At 63.6% G+C, this 19,007-nt stretch carries 18 protein-coding genes; 13 read left to right on the top strand and 5 right to left on the bottom strand.

Going from position 1 to position 19,007, the window contains the following annotated elements; genetic code table 11:
• Positions 1 to 130: 130 nt before the first annotated feature.
• From AAFX91_RS25310 to AAFX91_RS25300, 3 genes are read left to right on the top strand one after another with little or no spacing between them, the layout of a single operon-like run.
• On the top strand, positions 131 to 1,144 hold the full coding sequence (locus AAFX91_RS25310; protein ID WP_394568417.1) for a catalase: 1,014 nt from the start codon (positions 131 to 133) through the stop codon (positions 1,142 to 1,144).
• Positions 1,145 to 1,148: 4 nt separating this feature from the next.
• Positions 1,149 to 1,865 (top strand): hypothetical protein, encoded by a 717-nt coding sequence (locus AAFX91_RS25305; RefSeq protein ID WP_394568415.1) that lies wholly within the window; start codon positions 1,149 to 1,151, stop codon positions 1,863 to 1,865.
• Positions 1,862 to 3,292: a Dyp-type peroxidase gene (locus tag AAFX91_RS25300; protein ID WP_394568413.1), complete on the top strand. Its 1,431-nt coding sequence runs from the start codon at positions 1,862 to 1,864 to the stop codon at positions 3,290 to 3,292. The genes AAFX91_RS25305 and AAFX91_RS25300 overlap by 4 nt, the downstream gene beginning before the upstream one ends.
• Before the next feature lie 391 nt (positions 3,293 to 3,683).
• Here the strand turns inward: AAFX91_RS25300 and AAFX91_RS25295 are convergent, their stop codons facing one another.
• The gene (locus AAFX91_RS25295) at positions 3,684 to 4,151 is read right to left on the bottom strand and encodes a DUF3455 domain-containing protein (RefSeq protein ID WP_394568411.1); all 468 of its coding nucleotides are present in this window, start codon (positions 4,149 to 4,151) and stop codon (positions 3,684 to 3,686) included.
• Between the two features lie 221 nt (positions 4,152 to 4,372).
• On the bottom strand, positions 4,373 to 5,587 hold the full coding sequence (locus AAFX91_RS25290) for an NADP-dependent isocitrate dehydrogenase (protein ID WP_282532406.1): 1,215 nt from the start codon (positions 5,585 to 5,587) through the stop codon (positions 4,373 to 4,375).
• Positions 5,588 to 5,958: 371 nt separating this feature from the next.
• On the opposite strand from AAFX91_RS25290, the gene AAFX91_RS25285 reads away from it, so the two are divergent.
• Entirely contained in the window at positions 5,959 to 7,158 is a 1,200-nt protein-coding gene (locus AAFX91_RS25285; RefSeq protein ID WP_394568409.1) for a TrmJ/YjtD family RNA methyltransferase, read from the top strand.
• Positions 7,159 to 7,273: 115 nt separating this feature from the next.
• Here AAFX91_RS25285 and AAFX91_RS25280 read toward each other — a convergent pair whose 3' ends face one another.
• Both AAFX91_RS25280 and AAFX91_RS25275 read right to left on the bottom strand, forming a co-directional pair.
• Positions 7,274 to 8,488, bottom strand: a complete 1,215-nt coding sequence (locus AAFX91_RS25280; RefSeq protein ID WP_394568407.1) for a diguanylate cyclase — start codon at positions 8,486 to 8,488, stop codon at positions 7,274 to 7,276.
• A gap of 57 nt (positions 8,489 to 8,545) precedes the next feature.
• Entirely contained in the window at positions 8,546 to 10,504 is a 1,959-nt protein-coding gene (locus tag AAFX91_RS25275) for a sigma 54-interacting transcriptional regulator (protein WP_394568405.1), read from the bottom strand.
• Positions 10,505 to 10,675: 171 nt separating this feature from the next.
• Here AAFX91_RS25275 and AAFX91_RS25270 point away from each other — a divergent pair, with 171 nt between their 5' ends.
• The 4 genes from AAFX91_RS25270 to cynS all read left to right on the top strand — a co-directional run bounded on the left by AAFX91_RS25270 (position 10,676) and on the right by cynS (position 14,406).
• The gene (locus tag AAFX91_RS25270; protein WP_394568403.1) at positions 10,676 to 12,058 is read left to right on the top strand and encodes a CmpA/NrtA family ABC transporter substrate-binding protein; all 1,383 of its coding nucleotides are present in this window, start codon (positions 10,676 to 10,678) and stop codon (positions 12,056 to 12,058) included.
• Positions 12,059 to 12,086: 28 nt separating this feature from the next.
• Positions 12,087 to 12,923: a nitrate ABC transporter permease gene (ntrB, locus tag AAFX91_RS25265; protein ID WP_394568401.1), complete on the top strand. Its 837-nt coding sequence runs from the start codon at positions 12,087 to 12,089 to the stop codon at positions 12,921 to 12,923.
• Positions 12,924 to 12,927: 4 nt separating this feature from the next.
• Positions 12,928 to 13,854: an ABC transporter ATP-binding protein gene (locus AAFX91_RS25260; RefSeq protein WP_394568400.1), complete on the top strand. Its 927-nt coding sequence runs from the start codon at positions 12,928 to 12,930 to the stop codon at positions 13,852 to 13,854.
• A 63-nt stretch (positions 13,855 to 13,917) separates the two neighbouring features.
• Positions 13,918 to 14,406 (top strand): cyanase, encoded by a 489-nt coding sequence (gene cynS / locus AAFX91_RS25255; RefSeq protein ID WP_394568398.1) that lies wholly within the window; start codon positions 13,918 to 13,920, stop codon positions 14,404 to 14,406.
• Between the two features lie 119 nt (positions 14,407 to 14,525).
• On the opposite strand, the gene AAFX91_RS25250 is transcribed toward cynS, so the two are convergent.
• Positions 14,526 to 14,849 (bottom strand): DUF1476 domain-containing protein, encoded by a 324-nt coding sequence (locus AAFX91_RS25250; protein ID WP_130582475.1) that lies wholly within the window; start codon positions 14,847 to 14,849, stop codon positions 14,526 to 14,528.
• 333 nt (positions 14,850 to 15,182) lie between these two features.
• Here AAFX91_RS25250 and purC point away from each other — a divergent pair, with 333 nt between their 5' ends.
• The 5 genes from purC to AAFX91_RS25225 all read left to right on the top strand — a co-directional run bounded on the left by purC (position 15,183) and on the right by AAFX91_RS25225 (position 18,739).
• Positions 15,183 to 15,950 carry a phosphoribosylaminoimidazolesuccinocarboxamide synthase gene (gene purC, locus AAFX91_RS25245; RefSeq protein WP_008974302.1) on the top strand — a complete coding sequence of 256 codons (768 nt, stop codon included), beginning with the start codon at positions 15,183 to 15,185 and terminating at the stop codon, positions 15,948 to 15,950.
• Positions 15,951 to 15,966: 16 nt separating this feature from the next.
• The gene (gene purS, locus AAFX91_RS25240) at positions 15,967 to 16,206 is read left to right on the top strand and encodes a phosphoribosylformylglycinamidine synthase subunit PurS (RefSeq protein ID WP_130582474.1); all 240 of its coding nucleotides are present in this window, start codon (positions 15,967 to 15,969) and stop codon (positions 16,204 to 16,206) included.
• Positions 16,206 to 16,907 carry a phosphoribosylformylglycinamidine synthase subunit PurQ gene (gene purQ / locus AAFX91_RS25235; RefSeq protein ID WP_394568393.1) on the top strand — a complete coding sequence of 234 codons (702 nt, stop codon included), beginning with the start codon at positions 16,206 to 16,208 and terminating at the stop codon, positions 16,905 to 16,907. The genes purS and purQ overlap by 1 nt, the downstream gene beginning before the upstream one ends.
• Positions 16,904 to 17,872, top strand: a complete 969-nt coding sequence (locus AAFX91_RS25230) for a tripartite tricarboxylate transporter substrate binding protein BugD (protein WP_394568391.1) — start codon at positions 16,904 to 16,906, stop codon at positions 17,870 to 17,872. The genes purQ and AAFX91_RS25230 overlap by 4 nt, the downstream gene beginning before the upstream one ends.
• Before the next feature lie 129 nt (positions 17,873 to 18,001).
• The gene (locus AAFX91_RS25225; RefSeq protein ID WP_394568389.1) at positions 18,002 to 18,739 is read left to right on the top strand and encodes a tetratricopeptide repeat protein; all 738 of its coding nucleotides are present in this window, start codon (positions 18,002 to 18,004) and stop codon (positions 18,737 to 18,739) included.
• The last annotated feature ends 268 nt before the right edge of the window (positions 18,740 to 19,007 follow it).

Below are 19,007 nucleotides of genomic sequence, written 5' to 3'. Positions count from 1 at the left end.
CCGCGCGAAACTACTTCGCCGTCGTCGCCATTGCCGCCACTCTGCTCTGGATAAGGTAACTGTCCACACGGCCTAACGCGTCAAGCGCCAACGGCACCTGGGATGCCGGTCCGTTCGCAATGGAGGGGGCATGGGCGATTCATCGGTAGCAAGGCGGCTCGTCGACGCCATCATTGCCAATTTGCCGGAGCCTGCCCCCGGGCAAAGGCCGGTGCACACGATCGGCGTGGGCGTAGACGGCTATTTCATGGCTTCGGACGTGGCGCGCAACTATTGCATCGCAGAGCACTTCAAGGGACAGCGCATTCGCGTGTCGGTGAGGTTCTCCAACGGACAAGGGGGGCCGAAGCAGCATGATGGATGGTCCGATGTTCGGGGAATGGCGACACGTTTCCACCTGCAGGACGGGGCGGCAACCGACCTGATCGCTACGACGCTCGCCGAATTCTTCGCCCGCAATGTTGAGGACTTTTTCGAGTTCACCAAGATCGCCAGGCAGCAGCCGGTTCAAAGAGAATCCCCGTGGCGGAAGATTCTCGACATGCTGCAGCTCAAGGAGCCTGCTCGCGACCCGTACCCGAAGCAAACGACGAGTGACGGTGCGGGAATACTCAATTACGCCAATCGGCGCCGGTTCGCCCAGTTGGCGGTGTTCGAAGCCGGGGTGATCGGCGCCCCGGTGAGCTATGCCCGCGCGACCTATCACGCCATCCACACCTTCATGGTGGAAGATCCCCATGGAGTACGTCGTCCCGTTCGCTTTTCCTGGCAGCCGGTTGCAGGCGTTCGTACGTCCGATCCTGTTGCTACGCCGGTCGATAAATATCTGCGCCATGAACTTGAAGAGCGCCTGCGGCGGTGGCCGGCCCGGTTCATGCTGATGATGACAATCGGCGAAGCGGGCGACGCACTCGACGATCCCACAAAGCCTTGGCCGGCCAGGCGAGTCCGGGTCGTCATGGGCACCCTTACGCTCACCAATCTCGCCAAGGATCAGGTCGCGGACGGCGAACGCATCAGTTTTAATCCCTGGCGTCTCGTACGTGGCATCGAGCCCTCCGGGGATCCGATCCTCCACGCCCGCCGGTGCGCTTATGAAGTCTCGCGTGAAATGCGCGACGGGTGCCCTTTCAGGTGGAGTTAAGCTGATGCCGGGTGCGGAAGGATGGTTCGATCGGTTTGTTAACGGGTTGCCCGAGACGCGCGTATTCCAGCGCTTGGCGTCGTGGGTCCTGGTGCCTTACTGGGCGTGGCGCATGCCGGTGAAGCCGCTGCCCGGTGGCCCCCACCCATCGATCCAGCCTGGCGACAATCTCCAGTGCATGATGAACCTGATCATGCCGCTGAAGGAGAAGTCGCCGATCGGCAGAGCGAAGGCAGCGCTAGCGATCGCGCAAAACAAGGATGCGATATATGCCGGATTGGACAATGTCGGCACGGTGCACTTTGCGCGCTTCGTCATTGTCGGCGACAATATTTGCATGTTCTCCGTCTACGACGGAGACTTCACCAATTACATTCGTGACTTCATCGCTACGATCGGCAGCGTGTTCAACGCCGTGGTCAAACTTGTCGAAGGAGGGGAGGCCGTGATTCCCTGCGAGCATAATGTCGAGGCGTTCATCCAATGGGTGCACGAGCGCGACCTGTACCAGGTGCCGGACACGGCCACCGATCTTCTGAGAGACCAGGAAGCTTTGAACGGCGACAAGGCCGCATCAGGCAATGACGATTTGCGCCTGCTTCCGCGCAAAGTGGTCCTCCAGCTCCGCGCCAACGCGAACGTTTCGCTCGGCAGCGGCTACCGGGCTTATCCTGGATTTTCGGCGGCTCAGGTCCGCAACCAACTGGGGATAGGCTGGTGAGCGCAGTATTCGACGCCGCTGATGTACAGGGCAATATTTTGCGCGGCTATCGCAAGCCTCGCGTGCGGTACCTCATTCTTGAAGTCGCCGATCGCATCGCGGCCCGGCGCTGGCTCGCCGCCTCGACATCGGGGCGCGGCGACGATGTTCCGCAGATCACGACCGGGAATTGGGGAAGAACCAAGCCGGAGACCTGCTTCAACATTGGCTTGACCTACGAGGGACTACGCGCCCTCGGCACGCCGAATTCTTCACTTGAAATGTTCCCGAACGAATTCATCGAAGGCATGAACGCCCGCGCCTTGAAGCTTGGCGATGTCGCGCCGAACGCGCCGGAAACTTGGCCAGCCCCCTTCGATGCCCCCAAGCGGATCCATCTCATCGCCACGATCTACGCCGACGAGGTCGCGCAACTGAACCAAGTCCAGCAGCACGCCCTCACCGACGGAAAGGCCTTCAGGCTGCTCGGTGCACTTGAGGGCTGCAGCTTCCCCGACGACGTCGTTCACTTCGGGTATCGCGACAACATCATGCAACCGAGATTCGCGGAGGTTCACGACGGACAACGCTATGAAGACGGGCAACCCAAGGCGCCGCTCGGCACCGTGTTGCTGGGACATCCGACCAACTTCGAAGGTTTGACTTGGCGGGTGCCTCAACCCGAAGCATTGGGACACAACGGCACCTTCAACGCCTTCCGCGTGCTGGAACAGGATGTGGTTGGCTTCGAGGAGTATCTTGATCGGGCCGCGTCGGACTTGCTCACACGCCCGCTAATCGACGAGTTGCTGCCGCCCGGTGCTGAAGCGAAAATCGGCCAAGCCTTGTCAATCGAAGGCCTGTCACGTCACGCGGCCTTGCGCGAGGTCGTCGCTGCCCACCTGTGCGGCCGGTGGCGCGATGGCACGCCGATGGCGCTGTCCCCGGATGCGCCTGATCCCAAAGTGGATCAGGCGAATTTTGACTACGTTGGCGACTCCCGCTGCCCCTTTGGGGCGCATATCCGGCGGAGCAACCCGCGGGGCGGCCAGATCGTGCAACGGGTGGCGAACAACAGTCGGCGTCTTGTTCGGCGTGGGATGCCCTATGGACCACTCCATGATCCGGGGAAGCCTCGTGATCCGAGCAAACCCGAACCGGAACGGGGCCTGCTCGGCAACTTCATTGGGGCGAGTCTCGGCGCACAGTTCGAGGCCATGTCCTGTGATTGGCTGAATCTTGGCCTGCAGGATCCGCGCATCACCGGCTCCAACGATCCGATCACAGGCGCGAACGATCCCGGCACCAGCTGGTTCGACTTGCCGCTCAAATCCGGCACGACGATCCGGCTGCGGGGGTTGCCGCGGTTCGTCCGGACTCGGGGCGGCGCCTATGCGTTCCTGCCGAGCATCCCGGCGATCCGTTTCCTGGGATCGCTGATGGCGTGAGTCCTCCAAACTGGCTTGGGATTGTTCGGGCGGCCCTTGTAGGGGCGAGTTTCGCATCGCCCCGTGAGATGCGGTGGACGTGATGGGTGTGACTGACGAGCACGCGCATCATGACGGCGGAGAGAGTGTGCGACACAAGGCGGAAGCTGTAGGGTGGGCAAAGCGACTTCGTGCACCGCGGCTCAAACAAGCTCCGGCGGAAGCGTGCCCACCATCGCGAGTGGAGCGCTTGATGGTGGGCACGCTGTCGCTTTGCCCACCCTACGGATCTTGTTCGTGCCACAACACCTCTCTGTGGTTGTGGTCCCTGCTTTCGACGAAACGACATCGTAGGATGGGTAGAGCGCAGAGAAACCCATCCTACGGGGTCTTGCCCTTGGCGACGAGCCGCTCAGCCCTTGCGGAGAAACACGTAGTCCGCGGAGTATGGCGCGCTGTGGGTCGCGCCGGCCTTGTCGCAGGGGCCTTCGAGGATGCCACCCGCGGTGTTGATCCGCTGCACCGTGGTGACCCCGGACAGCGTGCCGCTGCCGCGCCGCGAGATCACCTCGAGCTTGAGCCAGGGAATGTCGTTCGGCGTCGCGCCGGGCGCACTGCCGGAAGTCCGGCCGAGCACGACGCTGCCGTCGACATGCTCCCAGTTCGGTCCGGCATAGTGGCGGCCGACGGTCTTGCCGTCGGCCATCAGCGTTGCGATCGGTTCGCGAAAGGCCCAGGCCAGCTTGCCTTCGAGGCCAGCCTTGCACTCGTAGACCTGCGCGCCTTCGGCGTGAACGCTGAGCACGACCACTTCTCCCGGCGCAGCGATGGCGTCGGGGAGGGTTGTTTCCGCGGCGGAAGCGGCCGTCGCGGAACCCATTAGCAAAAGGGCGATCGTGGCTGTCCTAAGCGACGGCATTAGATGCCCTTATTGGAGCGGCGCTTGCCAAATTCCGTCATTGCGAGGAGCGAAGCGACGAAGCAATCCATAGTGCCGCAGGGGGTAGATGGATTGCTTCGCGGAGCCTGTCATCGGGCGAGCTGGCGTCGACCCGTTGGCTCGCAATGACGGGTGATAGAGCTTCGCGAGTGCAAGGCGGCTTAGGCCGCCGTCGCCTTGGTGAGGTTCTCGGCGACCTTGTCGAGGAAGCCGGTGGTCGACAGCCAGCGCTGGTCGGCGCCGACCAGGAGCGCGAGGTCCTTGGTCATGTAGCCGTCCTCGACGGTTTGGACGCAGACCTTCTCCAAGGTGTCGGCGAACTTCGCAAGCTCAACGTTGTTGTCGAGCTTGGCGCGGTGGGCTAGGCCGCGGGTCCAGGCGAAGATCGAGGCGATCGAGTTGGTCGAGGTCTCCTTGCCCTTCTGGTGCTCGCGGTAGTGCCGGGTCACCGTGCCGTGGGCAGCTTCGGCTTCCACAGTCTTACCGTCGGGTGTGAGCAGCACCGAGGTCATCAGGCCGAGCGAGCCATAGCCCTGCGCCACGGTGTCGGACTGCACGTCGCCGTCATAGTTCTTGCAGGCCCAGACATAGCCGCCGGACCATTTCAGGGCCGAGGCCACCATGTCGTCGATCAGGCGGTGCTCGTAGGTAAGTCCCTTCGCGTCGAACTCCTTCTTGAATTCGCGGTCGAAGACATCCTGGAAGATGTCCTTGAAGCGGCCGTCATAGACCTTGAGGATGGTGTTCTTGGTCGAGAGGTAGACCGGATAGTTCCGCATCAGGCCGTAATTGAAGGAGGCGCGGGCGAAGTCGACGATGGAGTCGTCGAGATTGTACATCTCCATCGCGACGCCGGCGCCGGGCGTCTTGAACACTTCCTTCTCGATCACGGTGCCGTCCTCGCCGACGAATTTCAGCGAGAGGGTGCCCTTGCCGGGGAACCTGATGTCGGTGGCGCGGTACTGGTCGCCATAGGCGTGGCGGCCGATGATGATCGGCTTGGTCCAGCCGGGAACCAGGCGCGGCACGTTCTTGCAGATGATCGGCTCGCGGAAGATCACGCCGCCCAGGATGTTGCGGATGGTGCCGTTCGGCGACTTCCACATCTCCTTGAGGCCGAATTCCTTCACCCGGGCTTCATCCGGGGTGATGGTGGCGCATTTGACGCCGACGCCGACCTTCTTGATCGCTTCCGCCGCGTCGATCGTGACCTTGTCGTTGGTCTTGTCGCGGTACTCCATCCCCAGGTCGAAATACATCAGGTTGATATCAAGGAACGGGTGGATCAGCTTGTCCTTGATGTACTGCCAGATGATCCGGGTCATCTCGTCGCCATCGAGTTCGACGACGGGGTTGGTCACCTTGATTTTTGCCATGGGAATAGGGCCTCTTGGGGGAACAGCGCGCTTTCGGGCGCGACTAGCGGATTATCCTCGGGGCTATAGCACCGGGAAAGCGCCGGCGGAAGCCAAGGGGTTATGCAGTTTCGGCTCATCTTTTAGCCGAGAATGCCGCCGCTATGTCTCATGCTTCAGGCGGCAGCGGAAGAGTGGAAGTGGGGTTGCGACGCTTCGCATCTCAGGTTTCGGATGAAGATTCAAGAACAGCCGTAAAGCCATTATTCCGCTTGAGAAATTTGCGCCCGCGGGGCAATCCGGGCGCAGCAGGAAACTTGGCACTCTGGTTCAACTCCTTCAGGACCTGAATCAGATTGTTCAGAGATTGAATCAGGAAGCGAAGTTCTAAGATGTCCGGCACCGACAAGACCAAGACCGGCCACGACCTCAGGGGTCCGGTGGTGATCCTGGTCGAACCGCAGCTTGGCGAGAACATCGGGATGGCTGCGCGCGCGATGGGCAATTTTGCGCTGTCGCGGCTCCGGCTGGTCAATCCGCGCGACGGCTGGCCGAACATCGCCGCGCAGCGCGCCGCCGCCGGCGCCGACCATATCCTCGACGGGGTCGAGTTGTTCGACACCGTCGCGCAGGCGGTCGCCGATCTCGACCTGCTCTATGCCACTACCGCCCGTGCGCATGACCAGGCCAAGCCGGTGGTCGGGCCGGAGGCGGCCGCGCGCGAGATCGTGACGCATGTGGCCGATGGCGGCGGGGCCGGCATCCTGTTCGGCCGCGAGCGCGCCGGCCTGACCAACGAGGAGGTCGCGCTAGCCAACCGCATCGTCACCTTCCCGGTCAATCCCGGCTTTGCCTCGCTGAACCTGGCCCAGGCGGTGCTGCTGATGGGCTATGAGTGGTTCAAGCTCGCGACGTCGGGCGGGCTGCCGTTCGTAATGCCAGAGCGATCTGAGCGCGCCTCGCAGCACCAGGTCCAGGCCTTCTTCGACAATCTGGTCGCCGAGCTCGATAAGGTCGAGTTCCTGCGGCCGCGCGAGAAGCGCGACACCATGCTGGTCAACCTGCGCAACATCTTCACCCGGATGGAGCCGACCAAGCAGGACATGCATACCCTGCACGGGGTGATCATGGCGATCGCCGAGGGACGCAAGGGGCCGGCCAAGGGCGGCGTGCTCGACGGCGAGCAGGCGACCCGGCTCCGTGCGCTGTTGGCCGAGCAGGGGCAGGGCGGCGGCGCCTCCGCCGATGCCAGCAGCACGGTGCGCGGGCTGGCGCGGCTGCTCCGGCGCAACCCGACCGATGCCGAGCGCATCCTGTGGCAGGCGCTGACCAAGGATCGCCGCTTCGCCGGCCTGTTCAAGCGCCAGACCCCGGTGGGGCGGCATATCCCCGATTTCGTCTCCTTCATCCACCGGATCGCGATCGAGCTGGAAAACCCTGACGAGAGCGAGACGATTGTTGCCGACCGGGCCAAGCGACGGGAATGGCTGGAGGAGCGAGACTATCGCGTCCTCAACCTGCGCGCGGCCGAAGTCGAGCGCGATCTGGCCGGCGAACTGGACCGGCTCGCATCGAACCTGCCGGCCCAGTGAGTAGCTCCCTAGCCCGGGTGGAGCGCCAGCGTAACCCGGGACATCTGCGTCAGCGTTTGCGAACCGCCCCCCGGGTTGCGCTGCGCTCCACCCGGGCTACGAGACTTCTCAAATTCTAGGCCGCCATCCCGGCGCCCTTGGCCGCGTTGCTGTGTTGGAGCCGGCGCAGGGCGGCGAGGTTGATCTCGAAGGAAGCGAGGCAGCAGCGGGACTTGCCGGTGGATTTCGCTTCATAGAGCGCGGTATCGGCGGCCGAGAGCAACTCCTCGGCCTCCGTGCCGTGCTCCGGCGACATCGCAACGCCGACGCTGACGCCGACCTGGACGCAAATCTCCTCGCCCAGCCGGTAGGACATCGCGACCTCGTCGATGATCCGATGTCCGATCGCGAGCGCCTGCTCTGCGGTGATGCTGTCGGCCAGCACCACGAATTCGTCGCCGCCCATGCGCGCGATGACGGCGCTATTGGGCAGGGCGCGGCGGAGCCGGTCGGCGACCAGTTGGAGCACCTTGTCCCCGGCCGCATGCCCGAAGGTGTCGTTGATCGGCTTGAAATTGTCGAGATCGAAGAACAGCACGGCAAAGGAGCCGTCGTTACGACTGGAGGCCTCCAGCTTCCTGTTGAGGGCATCGACGAAACCGGCGCGATTCCACAGGCCCGTGAGCGCGTCGTGCTGGGCCATGTGGCCGTTCTCGCGCTCGGCGCGCATGGTCGCGATCAGCATCCTGTTCAGCCGGAAGGCCGCGTCCGTCATCGCCGCGAGATAGAGCGGCACCTGCAGGAACACGAGGTAAAGCAGCGGCTCGCCGGCAAGCGCGGCGCCCGGGACGATCGGGCCGAGGGCGAGCAGGATCATCGTCCCGGCCAATCGCGGCGCGCTGAAATTGCGGAAGCAGATGCCGCCAACCATTGCCGCCGCCGAGAGGCAGGCGAGCAGCGCGACGACCCGGTCGCCGCTGGCAAGGCTGATCGCTACGCCGAACCCGACGCTGGCGCTCCAGGCGATCGCGAGCAACACATGCAGGTCGGTCGGGGTCTGGCGCCGGTCACGCGCCCGGCGATGGGCGACGACGAGCACCGTGAGGCGGGCAAGGCAAATCGCGACTTCGAGGATGAACCAGGCGATGAACAATGCGGTCGGTTGCCGGATCGCGATCACGCCAGCCACCGCCATCGTGTTGACCGCGCCGGCCGCAAACACCGGTAGCGAGCCGTGGAGATCGGCGATCAGCGCCGCGCGGATATCCTCGGGCGCGCCGGGACCGGCGTCGACAAGCCAGCGCGTCACGCCCCAGCGCGGCCGGCTGTAAGGTCCCTTGTCGGACTTCATTGCAGAGCACCCCTGTCTTCCCGGGGTAGAACAACACCGCGCCCGCCTAACAGGCTTTTAAGGCGCGCCCCGATCTCTCGCCGTGCTTGACGAGGGGTAAACCGGCCGCTGCCGTCCAGCAATTCCGAGCGCCTTGATCCGCGAGGCCAGCGTGGTCGGCTTCATGTCGAGCATTTCGGCCGCACCGCCGGGGCCGAACACCTTGCCGGCGCAGGCTTCGAGCGCTGCGACGATGTTGGTGCGCTCGTGATCGCGCAGCTCGGCCGCCGTCATCACTGTGGGACGCGCGTCGGCCTTCAGGCGGGCCGAGCCGGCTGAAGACTGGCTGCCGGATGCATCGGGCAGGTCGATGCGCAACCGGCCGTTCTGGGCGAGGATCGCCGCGCGCTCGATCACGTTCTGCAGTTCGCGGACATTGCCCGGCCAGTCGTAGCGGGCAAGGCGCCTGGCGTCGCCCTCCGACAGGCGCAGATCGGATTTCAGCGCCTTGCTTTCGCTGCTCAGGAAATGCTGCGCCAAAAGCGGGATGTCCTCGCGACGCTCGCGCAAGGGTACCGACTCGATCGGAAACACATTGAGGCGGAAATAGAGATCCTCGCGAAACCGGCCGCGCTGCACCTCCTGCTTGAGGTCGCGGTTGGTGGCGGCGATCAGCCGCACATCCACGGTGCGGGTGCGCTCCTCGCCGACCCGTTCGAAATTGCCCTCCTGCAGCACGCGGAGCAGCTTGCCCTGCAGCTCCAGCGGGATTTCGCCGACCTCATCCAGAAACAGCGTGCCGCCGTCGGCCAGTTCGAACCGGCCGATACGGTCGCGCGTGGCGCCCGTGAAGGCGCCGCGGACATGGCCGAAGAATTCGCTCTCGAACAGCTCGCGCGGGATCGCGGCGCAGTTGACGCGGATCAGCGGCCGGTCGGAGCGGCTGCTCGCCTCATGGATGGCGCGCGCGATCAACTCCTTGCCGGTGCCGGACTCGCCCGTGATCATCACCGCCGCTGACGTCGGCGCCACCAGCTTGACCTGGCGCAGCGTCTTCTGGATCGCCTCGCTCTGGCCGATGATGCCGCGCGGATTGGTCTCGATCCGGATTTCTTCCTGCAGGTAGGCGTTTTCCAGCTCCAGCCGCTCGCGTAGCCGATCGACCTCGGCAAGCGCCGCATGCAGTTTCTCGTCCGCCTCGCGCCGGTGGCTGACGTCGCGAAACACCACGACGGCGCCGACCACGACGCCGCGGTCGCGGATCGGCGTCGAGGTGTATTCGACCCAGACCGGCGAGCCATCCTTGCGCCAGAACACTTCGCCGTCGACCTGGTGCACGGCGCCGTCGCGGAACGCGGCATAGATCGGGCAATCATGATCGGGATAGTGCCGCCCGTCATGATGGGTGTGATGGACGATCGGGTGGATTTCCTTGCCGACCAGTTCCTCGGCGGTCCAGCCCAGCATCCGCTCGGCGGCCGGGTTGACGAAAGTGGTGTTTCCTTCCGCGTTGACGCCATAAATGCCTTCGCCGGCGGCGCGCAGGATCAACTGGTTCTCGCGCTCGATGTCCTGGAAGACGCGCTCGACCCGCTGCCAGGTGGCAATGCCGCTGCGCATGTGGTCCTCGGCGGCGGCGTCGACATAGCGCCGGCGGCGGGCGTCGAGGTCGCTCATCGTCAGCAGCATCAGCGTGCGCCCGTCATGCGGCACCACGCAGCCGGCATATTCGATCCTGAGATTCTGTCCGGTCGCATGTCGCGGTGTCAGCGCATCGGTCCAATACGCGCCCTTGTCGAGCACCGCCTGGGTGAAGACGATCAGGGCCGGCAACTGGCCTGCGTGCAGCGCGCTCACCTTGGTCTGGCGCAGCAGCGCGCGGTCATAGCCGAGCAGCGAGCAGGCGGCGGGGTTGGCGTCCAGGATCACGTCGGCATCGGGATCGAGCAGCAGCGTCGGCTCGATCGCGCACTCGAAGGCGGCGGCGCGCAGGTCCGCATCGTGCGCGCTCGCGGTCGCGCTGAGAGCCAGGTCCATCGTGCCGATCGCCCCGAAAAATCGTAATTTGATTACGATTTTTCGTGTATCACGAGTTTTTGTAGTCGCCAAGGTGCCGACAAATGCCTGCGACATCAATGCCGTCGGCTCAAAAAAGAGGCTGGCACGGAGCTTGCGTAAATCCACGGCAAACGCCGCGCAGGAGGCCCGATGTCCATCTTCGACAATCCATTCGATCCCGACCGCAATCTCCGCACCGGCTGCAGTTGCGGCCGCCATCTCAGCGAAGCCGAGCACCGGAATGAGGCGCTGGCGCTGCGCTGCGAGCCTGCGGAAAGCGAGGACAGGCGCTACGAGGGCGTCGTCGCCTCAGCCGTGATGCGCGCGGTGTTTCCGCAGGACGCGACCCGGCGCGCGTTCCTGAAGTCGGTCGGCGCCTCCACGGCGCTCGCGGCGCTGTCGCAGTTCTTCCCGATCAAGGCGGCGACCGAGGTCTTCGCGCAAGGCGCTGCGCCTGAGAAGAAGGACCTCAAGGTCGGCTTCATTCCGATCACCTGCGCGACCCCGATCATCATGGCCGCGCCGATGGGGTTCTACGCCAAGCACGGATTGAACGTCGAGGTGATCAAGACCGCCGGCTGGGCCGTGATCCGCGACAAGACCATCAACAAGGAATACGACGCCGCGCACATGCTGTCGCCGATGCCGCTCGCCATCACCATGGGCGTCGGCTCCAACCCGCTGCCCTACACGATGCCGGCGGTCGAGAACATCAATGGGCAGGCGATCACGCTTTCGATCAAGCACAAGGACAAGCGCGATCCCAAGGATTGGAAGGGCTTCAAGTTCGCCGTACCCTTCGACTATTCGATGCACAATTATTTGCTGCGCTACTATCTCGCCGAGCACGGCCTAGACCCCGACGTCGACGTGCAGATCCGCGCGGTGCCGCCGCCGGAGATGGTCGCCAATCTGCGCGCCGACAATATCGACGGTTTCCTTGGGCCCGATCCGATGAACCAGCGCGCGGTCTATGACGGCGCAGGCTTCATCCACATCCTGACCAAGGATATCTGGGAGGGGCATCCCTGCTGCGCCTTCGCGGCATCGAAGGAGTTCGTCACCTCGATGCCGAACACCTATGGCGCACTGCTGAAATCGATCATCGATGCGACCGCGTTCGCGCACAAGGCCGAGAACCGCAAGCAGATCGCGGAGGCGATCGCGCCGGCGAACTACCTGAACCAGCCGCAGATCGTGCTCGAGCAGATCCTGACGGGCACCTTCGCCGACGGTCTCGGCAATGTCGTCACGCAGCCGGGCCGCGTCGATTTCGATCCGTTCCCCTGGCAGTCCTTCGCCGTCTGGATCATGACGCAGATGAAGCGCTGGGGCCAGATCAAGGGCGACGTCGACTACAAGGCGGTGGCCGAGCAGGTCTATCTCGCTACCGACACCGGCAAGCTGATGGCCGAGATGGGCCTCACGCCGCCGACAACCACGTACAAGTCGTTCGCGGTGATGGGCAAGACGTTCGATCCCGCCAAGCCCGACGACTATCTCGCCAGCTTCAAGATCAGGAAGGCGTCGTGAAGGTGCTCCCGCATACGGGGAGGAGCAGATGAACTCGCTTCGCCTGCGCGCCGCGCTCGTTTCGGTCGTGCTGTTCGCCGCCTTCCTCGGCGTCTGGCATCTTGCCACCCGCAGCACTGGTCCGGCTACCAATATGAGCCCGGAATACGCGAAGCTGATGGGGCTGACGGCGACGCAAGGCAAATCGGCGATGCCGGGTCCGCTCGATGTCGGCGCCAAATTGTGGGAGCACCTGAGGCGGCCGTTCTACGACAACGGGCCGAACGACAAGGGGCTTGGCATCCAGCTCGCTTATTCGATCGGCCGCGTCGGGCTCGGCTATCTGATCGCGGTATCAGTCGCGATCCCGCTCGGATTCCTGATCGGCATGTCGCCGTTGATCAGCAGGGCGCTCGACCCGTTCATCCAGGTCTTGAAGCCGATCTCGCCGCTCGCCTGGATGCCGCTCGCGCTCTACACCATCAAGGATTCCTCGATTTCAGCGATCTTCGTGATCTTCATCTGCTCGGTGTGGCCGATGCTGCTCAACACGGCGTTCGGCGTCGCCGGCGTGCGCAAGGAATGGATCAACGTCGCACGCACCCTCGAGGTTGGCACAGTCAGGCGCGCCTTCACGGTGATCCTGCCGGCCGCGGCGCCGACAATTCTGACCGGCATGCGGATCTCGATCGGCATCGCCTGGCTCGTGATCGTCGCCGCCGAGATGCTCGTCGGCGGCACCGGCATCGGCTATTTCGTCTGGAACGAGTGGAACAACCTCTCGATCACCAATGTCATCATCGCGATCCTCATGATCGGGATCGTCGGCATGCTGCTCGACCAGATCCTCGCGCGCTTCACGCGCATGGTCACGTTTCCGGAGTAGGGCGATGACCGACAAATTCATCTCGATCGAAGGCATCGCGCGGCGCTATCCGGGAGCGGGCGGTGGCACGACTACTGTATTCGAGAACCTGTGGCTCTCGATGGCGCGGGGCGAATTCGGCTGTGTGATCGGCCATTCCGGCTGCGGCAAGACCACGGTGCTCAACATCCTCGCAGGCCTCGACGAGCCGAGCGAGGGCGCCGTGATCGTCGACGGGCAGGCGATCGAGGGCACGAGCCTTGACCGCGCCGTGATCTTCCAGAGCCATGCGCTGTTGCCCTGGCGCACTGTGCTCGGCAACGTCGCCTACGCCGTCAGCTCGAAATGGCGCAAATGGGATCGCGCCAAGGTCAAGACGCACGCGCAGAAGTTCATCGATCTCGTCGGCCTCACCGGTTCGGAGCACAAGCGCCCGTCCGAACTGTCCGGCGGCATGAAGCAGCGCGTCGGCATTGCGCGTGCGCTCTCGATCACGCCGAAGATCATGCTGATGGACGAGCCGTTCTCGGCGCTGGACGCGCTGACGCGCGGCACGCTGCAGGACGAGGTGCGGCGCATTTGTCTGGAGACCGGGCAGACCGCGTTCATGATCACCCACGACGTCGACGAGGCGATCTATCTCGCCGACAAGATCTTCCTGATGACCAATGGCCCCGGTGCGGTGCTGGCCGAGATCGTCGAAAATCCGCTGCCCAAGGATCGCGGCCGGATCGATCTGCACCGCCATCCCTATTACTACGCGCTCCGCAACCACATCATCGATTTCTTGGTCAGCCGTAGCAAGAGCTTCGCGGCTGATGCCACCGATCACGACCCGCGCAACGTGCCCATAGTACGGCCCGGGCTGCCTGAATTGGCGATCGCGTCGGAAGCCGAGCCGCCAACCCAGACGTCATGGCCCGGCCTGTCCCGGCCATCCACGTCTTCCTGAATCCGATTAGCAACCTGGATGCCCGGGACAAGCCCGGGCATGACGAGCAGAGGAGACCCTGACATGAAACGTTCCGACCTCACCGAAAAGCTGCTCGACATCAAGCGCGAGAAGGGGTGGAGCTGGAAATATATCTGCGAGGAGATCGGCGGCTATTCCGAGGTGCTGATCGTCGGCGCGGTCCTCGGCCAGATGAAGCTGACCAAGCCGCAGGCCGCGAATGCCGGCGAGTTGTTCGGCCTGTCCAAATCCGAAATCGCGATGCTGAACGAGACGCCGATGCGCGGGGAGGGCGTGCCAATGCCGCCGACCGATCCCCTGATCTACCGCTTCTACGAGCTCGTGATGGTCAACGGCCCGGCCTGGAAGGCGCTGATCGAGGAGGAGTTCGGCGACGGCATCATGTCGGCGATCGATTTCGACATGGTGATGGAGCGCCTGCCCAATCCCAAGGGAGACCGCGTCAAGTTCACGATGTCCGGAAAATTCCTGCCGTACAAATATTACGGCGCCAGCGGCAACGTACCGGAGTACGGGTTCAAGGAGGGGTGATCGTTTGTTGTCATTCCGGGGCGCGCATAGCGCGAGCCCGGAATCCATCGGACCGCTTGCACGGGCGGAGAAATGGATTCCGGGCTCGTCCTTCGGACGCCCCGAAATGACGGAGGCCGTTAACCGCCTGACTTCACCTGCGCCACGGCCTGGACCAGCAGTTCGTCCATCTTGGCGCGGATTTGAGCTTCCGTGATGGCCTCGCCCTTCGCGGTGAGGTCCTTGAAGACCTTCTTCAGCACGTCCTGGTCGCCGGCTTCCTCGAAATCGGCGGCAACAACTTCCTTGGCGTAGGTGTTGGCGGCATCGCCCGCGAGGCCAAGCTTTTCCGCCGCCCACATGCCTAACAACTTGTTGCGGCGCGCCTCGGCCTTGAATTTCTGCTCCTCGTCGAGGGCGAATTTCTTCTCAAAACCTTCCTCGCGCTTATCGAATGTGGTCATCGGTGGTTCCAATTACTGCTGACGGACGGGTGGAGCTTGCGTTGCGGCAGCCCCGGCGGATGCCTAGATAGAAGGGACGAATCGGCAAGACAAGGAGCCGTTAAGCCGCAGGCAGAATGGCAGATTTTGGCGCCCTAATCCAAGGCGGATAAGTCGGCCAAAAGGGTCCGGGTCGATTGTGCTGGATGGGCCAATCGGATAGGTTGCCATACGGCTTGGTTCTTGTTCTGTTTGGGGTTCCAGGCTTCCGCGGCAGCTCCGTCGTGGGTCGCGATCCCTAGTCAACCGGAGCACACCAGATTCATGGATTTCAACAAAACACGGTACATCCCAATGAGCCGTCGACGCCGCATTTATGAAGGCAAGGCCAAGGTCCTTTACGAAGGTCCCGAGCCCGGAACCCTCATCCAGCACTTCAAGGACGACGCGACCGCGTTCAATGCCAAGAAACACCAGGTGATCGAGGGTAAGGGCGTCCTCAATAATCGGATTTCGGAGTACCTGTTTCAGCACCTCAATGACATCGGGGTGCCGACCCATTTCATCCGCCGCCTCAACATGCGCGAGCAACTGATTCGCGAGGTCGAGATCGTGCCGCTGGAAGTGGTGGTGCGCAACGTCGCCGCCGGCTCGCTGTCGCAGCGGCTCGGTATCGAGGAAGGTACCCAGTTGCCGCGCTCGATTATCGAATTCTACTACAAGAACGACCAGCTCAACGACCCCATGGTGTCGGAAGAGCATATCACCGCGTTCGGCTGGGCGACGCCGCAGGAGATCGACGACATCATGGCGCTCGCCATCCGCGTCAACGATTTCCTGACCGGGCTTTTCCTGGGGATCGGCATCCGGCTGGTCGACTTCAAGATGGAATGCGGCCGGCTGTTTGAGAACGAAATGATGCGGATCATCGTCGCCGACGAGATCTCGCCGGATTCGTGCCGGCTGTGGGACATCAAGTCGAACGAGAAGCTCGACAAGGACCGTTTCCGGCGCGACCTCGGCGGGCTGCTGGAGGCCTATACCGAGGTGGCGAAGCGGCTCGGCATCCTCATGGAGAACGAGCGGCCGGCCGGTTCAGGCCCGGTGCTGGTGAAGAGCTGAGAGGGGCAAGGTTTAAGTGAAGGCACGCGTCACCGTTACGTTGAAATCCGGCATCCTCGATCCCCAGGGCAAGGCGATCGAGGGTGCGCTGAAATCGCTCGGCGTCGATGGCGTCGCCAGCGTCCGCCAGGGCAAGGTGTTCGACATCGAGCTCTCCGGCTCCGACCGCGCCAAGGCGGAGGCGGCGCTGAAGGATGCGGCGGACAGGCTGCTCGCGAATACCGTGATCGAGAATTATCGGGTCGAACTGCTCTGATGAAATCCGCCGTCCTCGTCTTTCCCGGCATCAATCGCGAGCGCGACATGGCGCGGGCGCTCAAGCTCATCTCGGGCAGGGAGCCGGCGATGGTCTGGCATGCCGAGACCTCGCTACCTGAAGGCACCGACCTTGTCGTGGTGCCCGGCGGGTTCTCCTATGGCGATTATCTGCGGTGTGGCGCGATCGCGGCGCGGGCGCCGATCATGGACGCGGTGCGCGATTATGCCGGCAAAGGCGGGCTCGTGCTCGGCGTCTGCAACGGCTTTCAGATTCTTTGCGAGGCGGGCCTGCTGCCGGGCGTGCTGATGCGCAATGCGGGACTGAAGTTCATCTGCCACGACGTCCATCTGCGTGTCGAACGCTCCGATACGCCGTTCACCCGCGGCTACAATGCGGGCCAGGTGATCCGCTGGCCGGTCGCGCACGGTGAGGGCAACTACGAGGCGGATGAAGAGACGATCAAGCGGCTGGAAGGCGAGGGGCGGGTGCTCTATCGCTACTGCTCGCCGGACGGCGTGGTCGACGAGCGCTACAATATCAACGGCGCCGCGCAATCGATCGCTGGCATCGTCAACGATGGCGGCAACGTGCTCGGCATGATGCCGCATCCGGAAAACCACATCGAAGACATCATGGGCTGCACCGACGGCCGCGGCCTGTTCGCCGGTCTGGTCCAGCATCTGGAAAAGGCCGCGTGAAGGCTGTCGTCGCGAGGTGGCTCGCGGCGATTGCGGCGCTTTGGCTTGCGACGACGGCGCACGCCCAGGATTTCCCGAAACATCCCATCACCATGATCGTGCCGTTCGCGGCCGGCGGCACGTCCGACGTGATTGCGCGCGTGGTTGCCGAGCAGATGAGCGTGGCGCTCGGGCAGCCGATCGTGATCGAGAATGTCGCCGGCGCGGGCGGCTCGACCGCGCTGGCCCGGGCCGCGCGTGCCGAGCCGGATGGCTACACGATTGCGATCGGCAACGCCGGCACCAGCGCCGCCACCTACACGATCTATCCGAAACTGCCATTCGCGCCGGACTCCTTCGTGCCGTTCGCGGTGGTCGCAAAAACCTTTGGCATCATTGCGTTACGCAAGGATTTTCCCGCCAAGGATTTGCAGGAGTTCATCGCTTACGCGAAGAAGAATCCCGGCAAGATCAATCTTGGCCATGCCGGCGTCGGCTCATCGAATTACCTGATCTGCAAAAGTTTCGTGAACGCCGCCGGAATCGACGTGACGCTGGTCGGCTATCGCGGCGCGTCGCCGGCGCTGACGGACGCGATCGGCGGCCAGATCGACGGCGTCTGCGATGCCGCTGCCTCGGTATCGCAGGCGATCAACGAGAAGCTGGTGCGGGGGCTTGTGGTCGGCTCGACTGTGCGGCTCGCGACGCTGCCCGATCTGCCGACCTCGGCGGAAGCGGGTCTGCCTGAATTCGAGGCGCAGGGCTGGAACGGCCTGTTCGCGCCAAAGGGCACGCCGCCCGAGATCATCGCCAAATTGAACGCCGCGGCGCGGACCGCCGTGGAGAGCGAGGCGGTGAAGAAGCGCTTCACCGACCTCTCGACGGTTGCGCCCGACGCCAACGAGCATGCGCCGGAGGTGCTGCAACAGCTCGTCGCGCGCGACGTCGAGAAATATCGGAAGCTGCTGGCGGACGACCCGAAGTAGGCGGATCGACCTTCATCGGTGCTTCACATTGAAAGCGCAGAAGCGACAACCGGGGATTGTCTGGTCGCGCCTGCAACGTTATCAATCAGGCGATTTAAGACGATCCATTTCAGTTTGCCGGAATTCGCCATGCCCGTTGCATTGGTTATTTTGCTGCTCGACATCTCGCTGATCTATCACGCCTCGCGCACCGGCCGTTTGCAGCCGTGGGCCTTCATCATTCTCATGGTACCGCTGATTGGCGCGCTGGCCTACATCGTGGTCGAACTGATACCGGAATGGTATCAGGGGCCGGATGCGCGGCGGGCGCGCCAGCGCATTGCCAATCGTCTCGACCCGGAAAAGAAATATCGCGAACTGTCCGATCGATTGGCTGTGACCGGCACCATCGCAAACCGTGCCGCGCTGGCCGCTGAATGCGCGAAGATCGGGCGGTTCGAGGAAGCCGAGCGCCACTACGGCGACATCCTCAAGCTGCCGATGGGCCACGATCCTGCCTTTGCGCTGGGCAAGGCGCAGGCGCAGTTCGCCGGTGGTCGGCCTGCCGACGCGCTGGCCACGCTCGACGAACTGAAACAGCAATGGCCAGACTTCGAATCCGCCGAGGGCCATCTGCTTTATGCCCGCGCGCTTGCCGAAATAGGGCGGATCGACGAAGCGCTCGAGGAATATCACGCGGTCTCGGCCTATTTCCCTGGCGCGGAGGCCCGGGTCCGCTACGGCCCGCTGCTGCGCACGGCCGGCCGTACCGCCGAGGCGCGCGTCGTCTTCAACGAACTGCTGATCCAGATGCGGCGCGCGGCGAAATATCTGCGCAATGCCCAGTCCGAGTGGCTCGCGATCGCCGAGAAGCAGCTCTCGACCTGAAAAACGGCGCGGCTGGGCTACGTGCCCGTCAGCCGAGTTCGCAGAATCGTAAAGCGGATTAGCTAATTAGCGAAGCGTAACCCACCACTTCCCGAGCCTCAAACTCCGCTCGCAATGACGATGTGGAGACAATGGGTGCGACATAACAACCCGACGGGCAAATCAGCAAAAGTCTGTCCAGCCCCCGCGCGAAAAACATTCCGCTTTCGCCGTCGGGCAAATCAGTGATTTAACTCCGCGCGTCTCACCCGAATGAGGGGCGGCTCGC

Source organism: Bradyrhizobium sp. 31Argb, from assembly GCF_043638955.1.
Lineage (GTDB): Bacteria > Pseudomonadota > Alphaproteobacteria > Rhizobiales > Xanthobacteraceae > Bradyrhizobium.
The sequence above is the reverse complement of the archived record's forward strand: the minus strand, read 5'-3'. Positions and strand labels throughout refer to the sequence as shown.

What these genes read in the sequence shown, in the direction of transcription:
- AAFX91_RS25310 (WP_394568417.1), top strand. Translation starts at nt 131, where the DNA reads ATGGGCGATTCATCGGTAGCAAGGCGGCTCGTCGACGCCATCATTGCC.
- AAFX91_RS25305 (WP_394568415.1), top strand. Translation starts at nt 1,149, where the DNA reads ATGCCGGGTGCGGAAGGATGGTTCGATCGGTTTGTTAACGGGTTGCCC.
- AAFX91_RS25295 (WP_394568411.1), bottom strand. Translation starts at nt 4,151, where the DNA reads ATGGGTTCCGCGACGGCCGCTTCCGCCGCGGAAACAACCCTCCCCGAC.
- AAFX91_RS25290 (WP_282532406.1), bottom strand. Translation starts at nt 5,587, where the DNA reads ATGGCAAAAATCAAGGTGACCAACCCCGTCGTCGAACTCGATGGCGAC.
- AAFX91_RS25285 (WP_394568409.1), top strand. Translation starts at nt 5,959, where the DNA reads ATGTCCGGCACCGACAAGACCAAGACCGGCCACGACCTCAGGGGTCCG.
- AAFX91_RS25280 (WP_394568407.1), bottom strand. Translation starts at nt 8,488, where the DNA reads ATGAAGTCCGACAAGGGACCTTACAGCCGGCCGCGCTGGGGCGTGACG.
- AAFX91_RS25275 (WP_394568405.1), bottom strand. Translation starts at nt 10,504, where the DNA reads ATGGACCTGGCTCTCAGCGCGACCGCGAGCGCGCACGATGCGGACCTG.
- AAFX91_RS25270 (WP_394568403.1), top strand. Translation starts at nt 10,676, where the DNA reads ATGTCCATCTTCGACAATCCATTCGATCCCGACCGCAATCTCCGCACC.
- ntrB (WP_394568401.1), top strand. Translation starts at nt 12,087, where the DNA reads ATGAACTCGCTTCGCCTGCGCGCCGCGCTCGTTTCGGTCGTGCTGTTC.
- AAFX91_RS25260 (WP_394568400.1), top strand. Translation starts at nt 12,928, where the DNA reads ATGACCGACAAATTCATCTCGATCGAAGGCATCGCGCGGCGCTATCCG.
- cynS (WP_394568398.1), top strand. Translation starts at nt 13,918, where the DNA reads ATGAAACGTTCCGACCTCACCGAAAAGCTGCTCGACATCAAGCGCGAG.
- AAFX91_RS25250 (WP_130582475.1), bottom strand. Translation starts at nt 14,849, where the DNA reads ATGACCACATTCGATAAGCGCGAGGAAGGTTTTGAGAAGAAATTCGCC.
- purC (WP_008974302.1), top strand. Translation starts at nt 15,183, where the DNA reads ATGAGCCGTCGACGCCGCATTTATGAAGGCAAGGCCAAGGTCCTTTAC.
- purQ (WP_394568393.1), top strand. Translation starts at nt 16,206, where the DNA reads ATGAAATCCGCCGTCCTCGTCTTTCCCGGCATCAATCGCGAGCGCGAC.
- AAFX91_RS25225 (WP_394568389.1), top strand. Translation starts at nt 18,002, where the DNA reads ATGCCCGTTGCATTGGTTATTTTGCTGCTCGACATCTCGCTGATCTAT.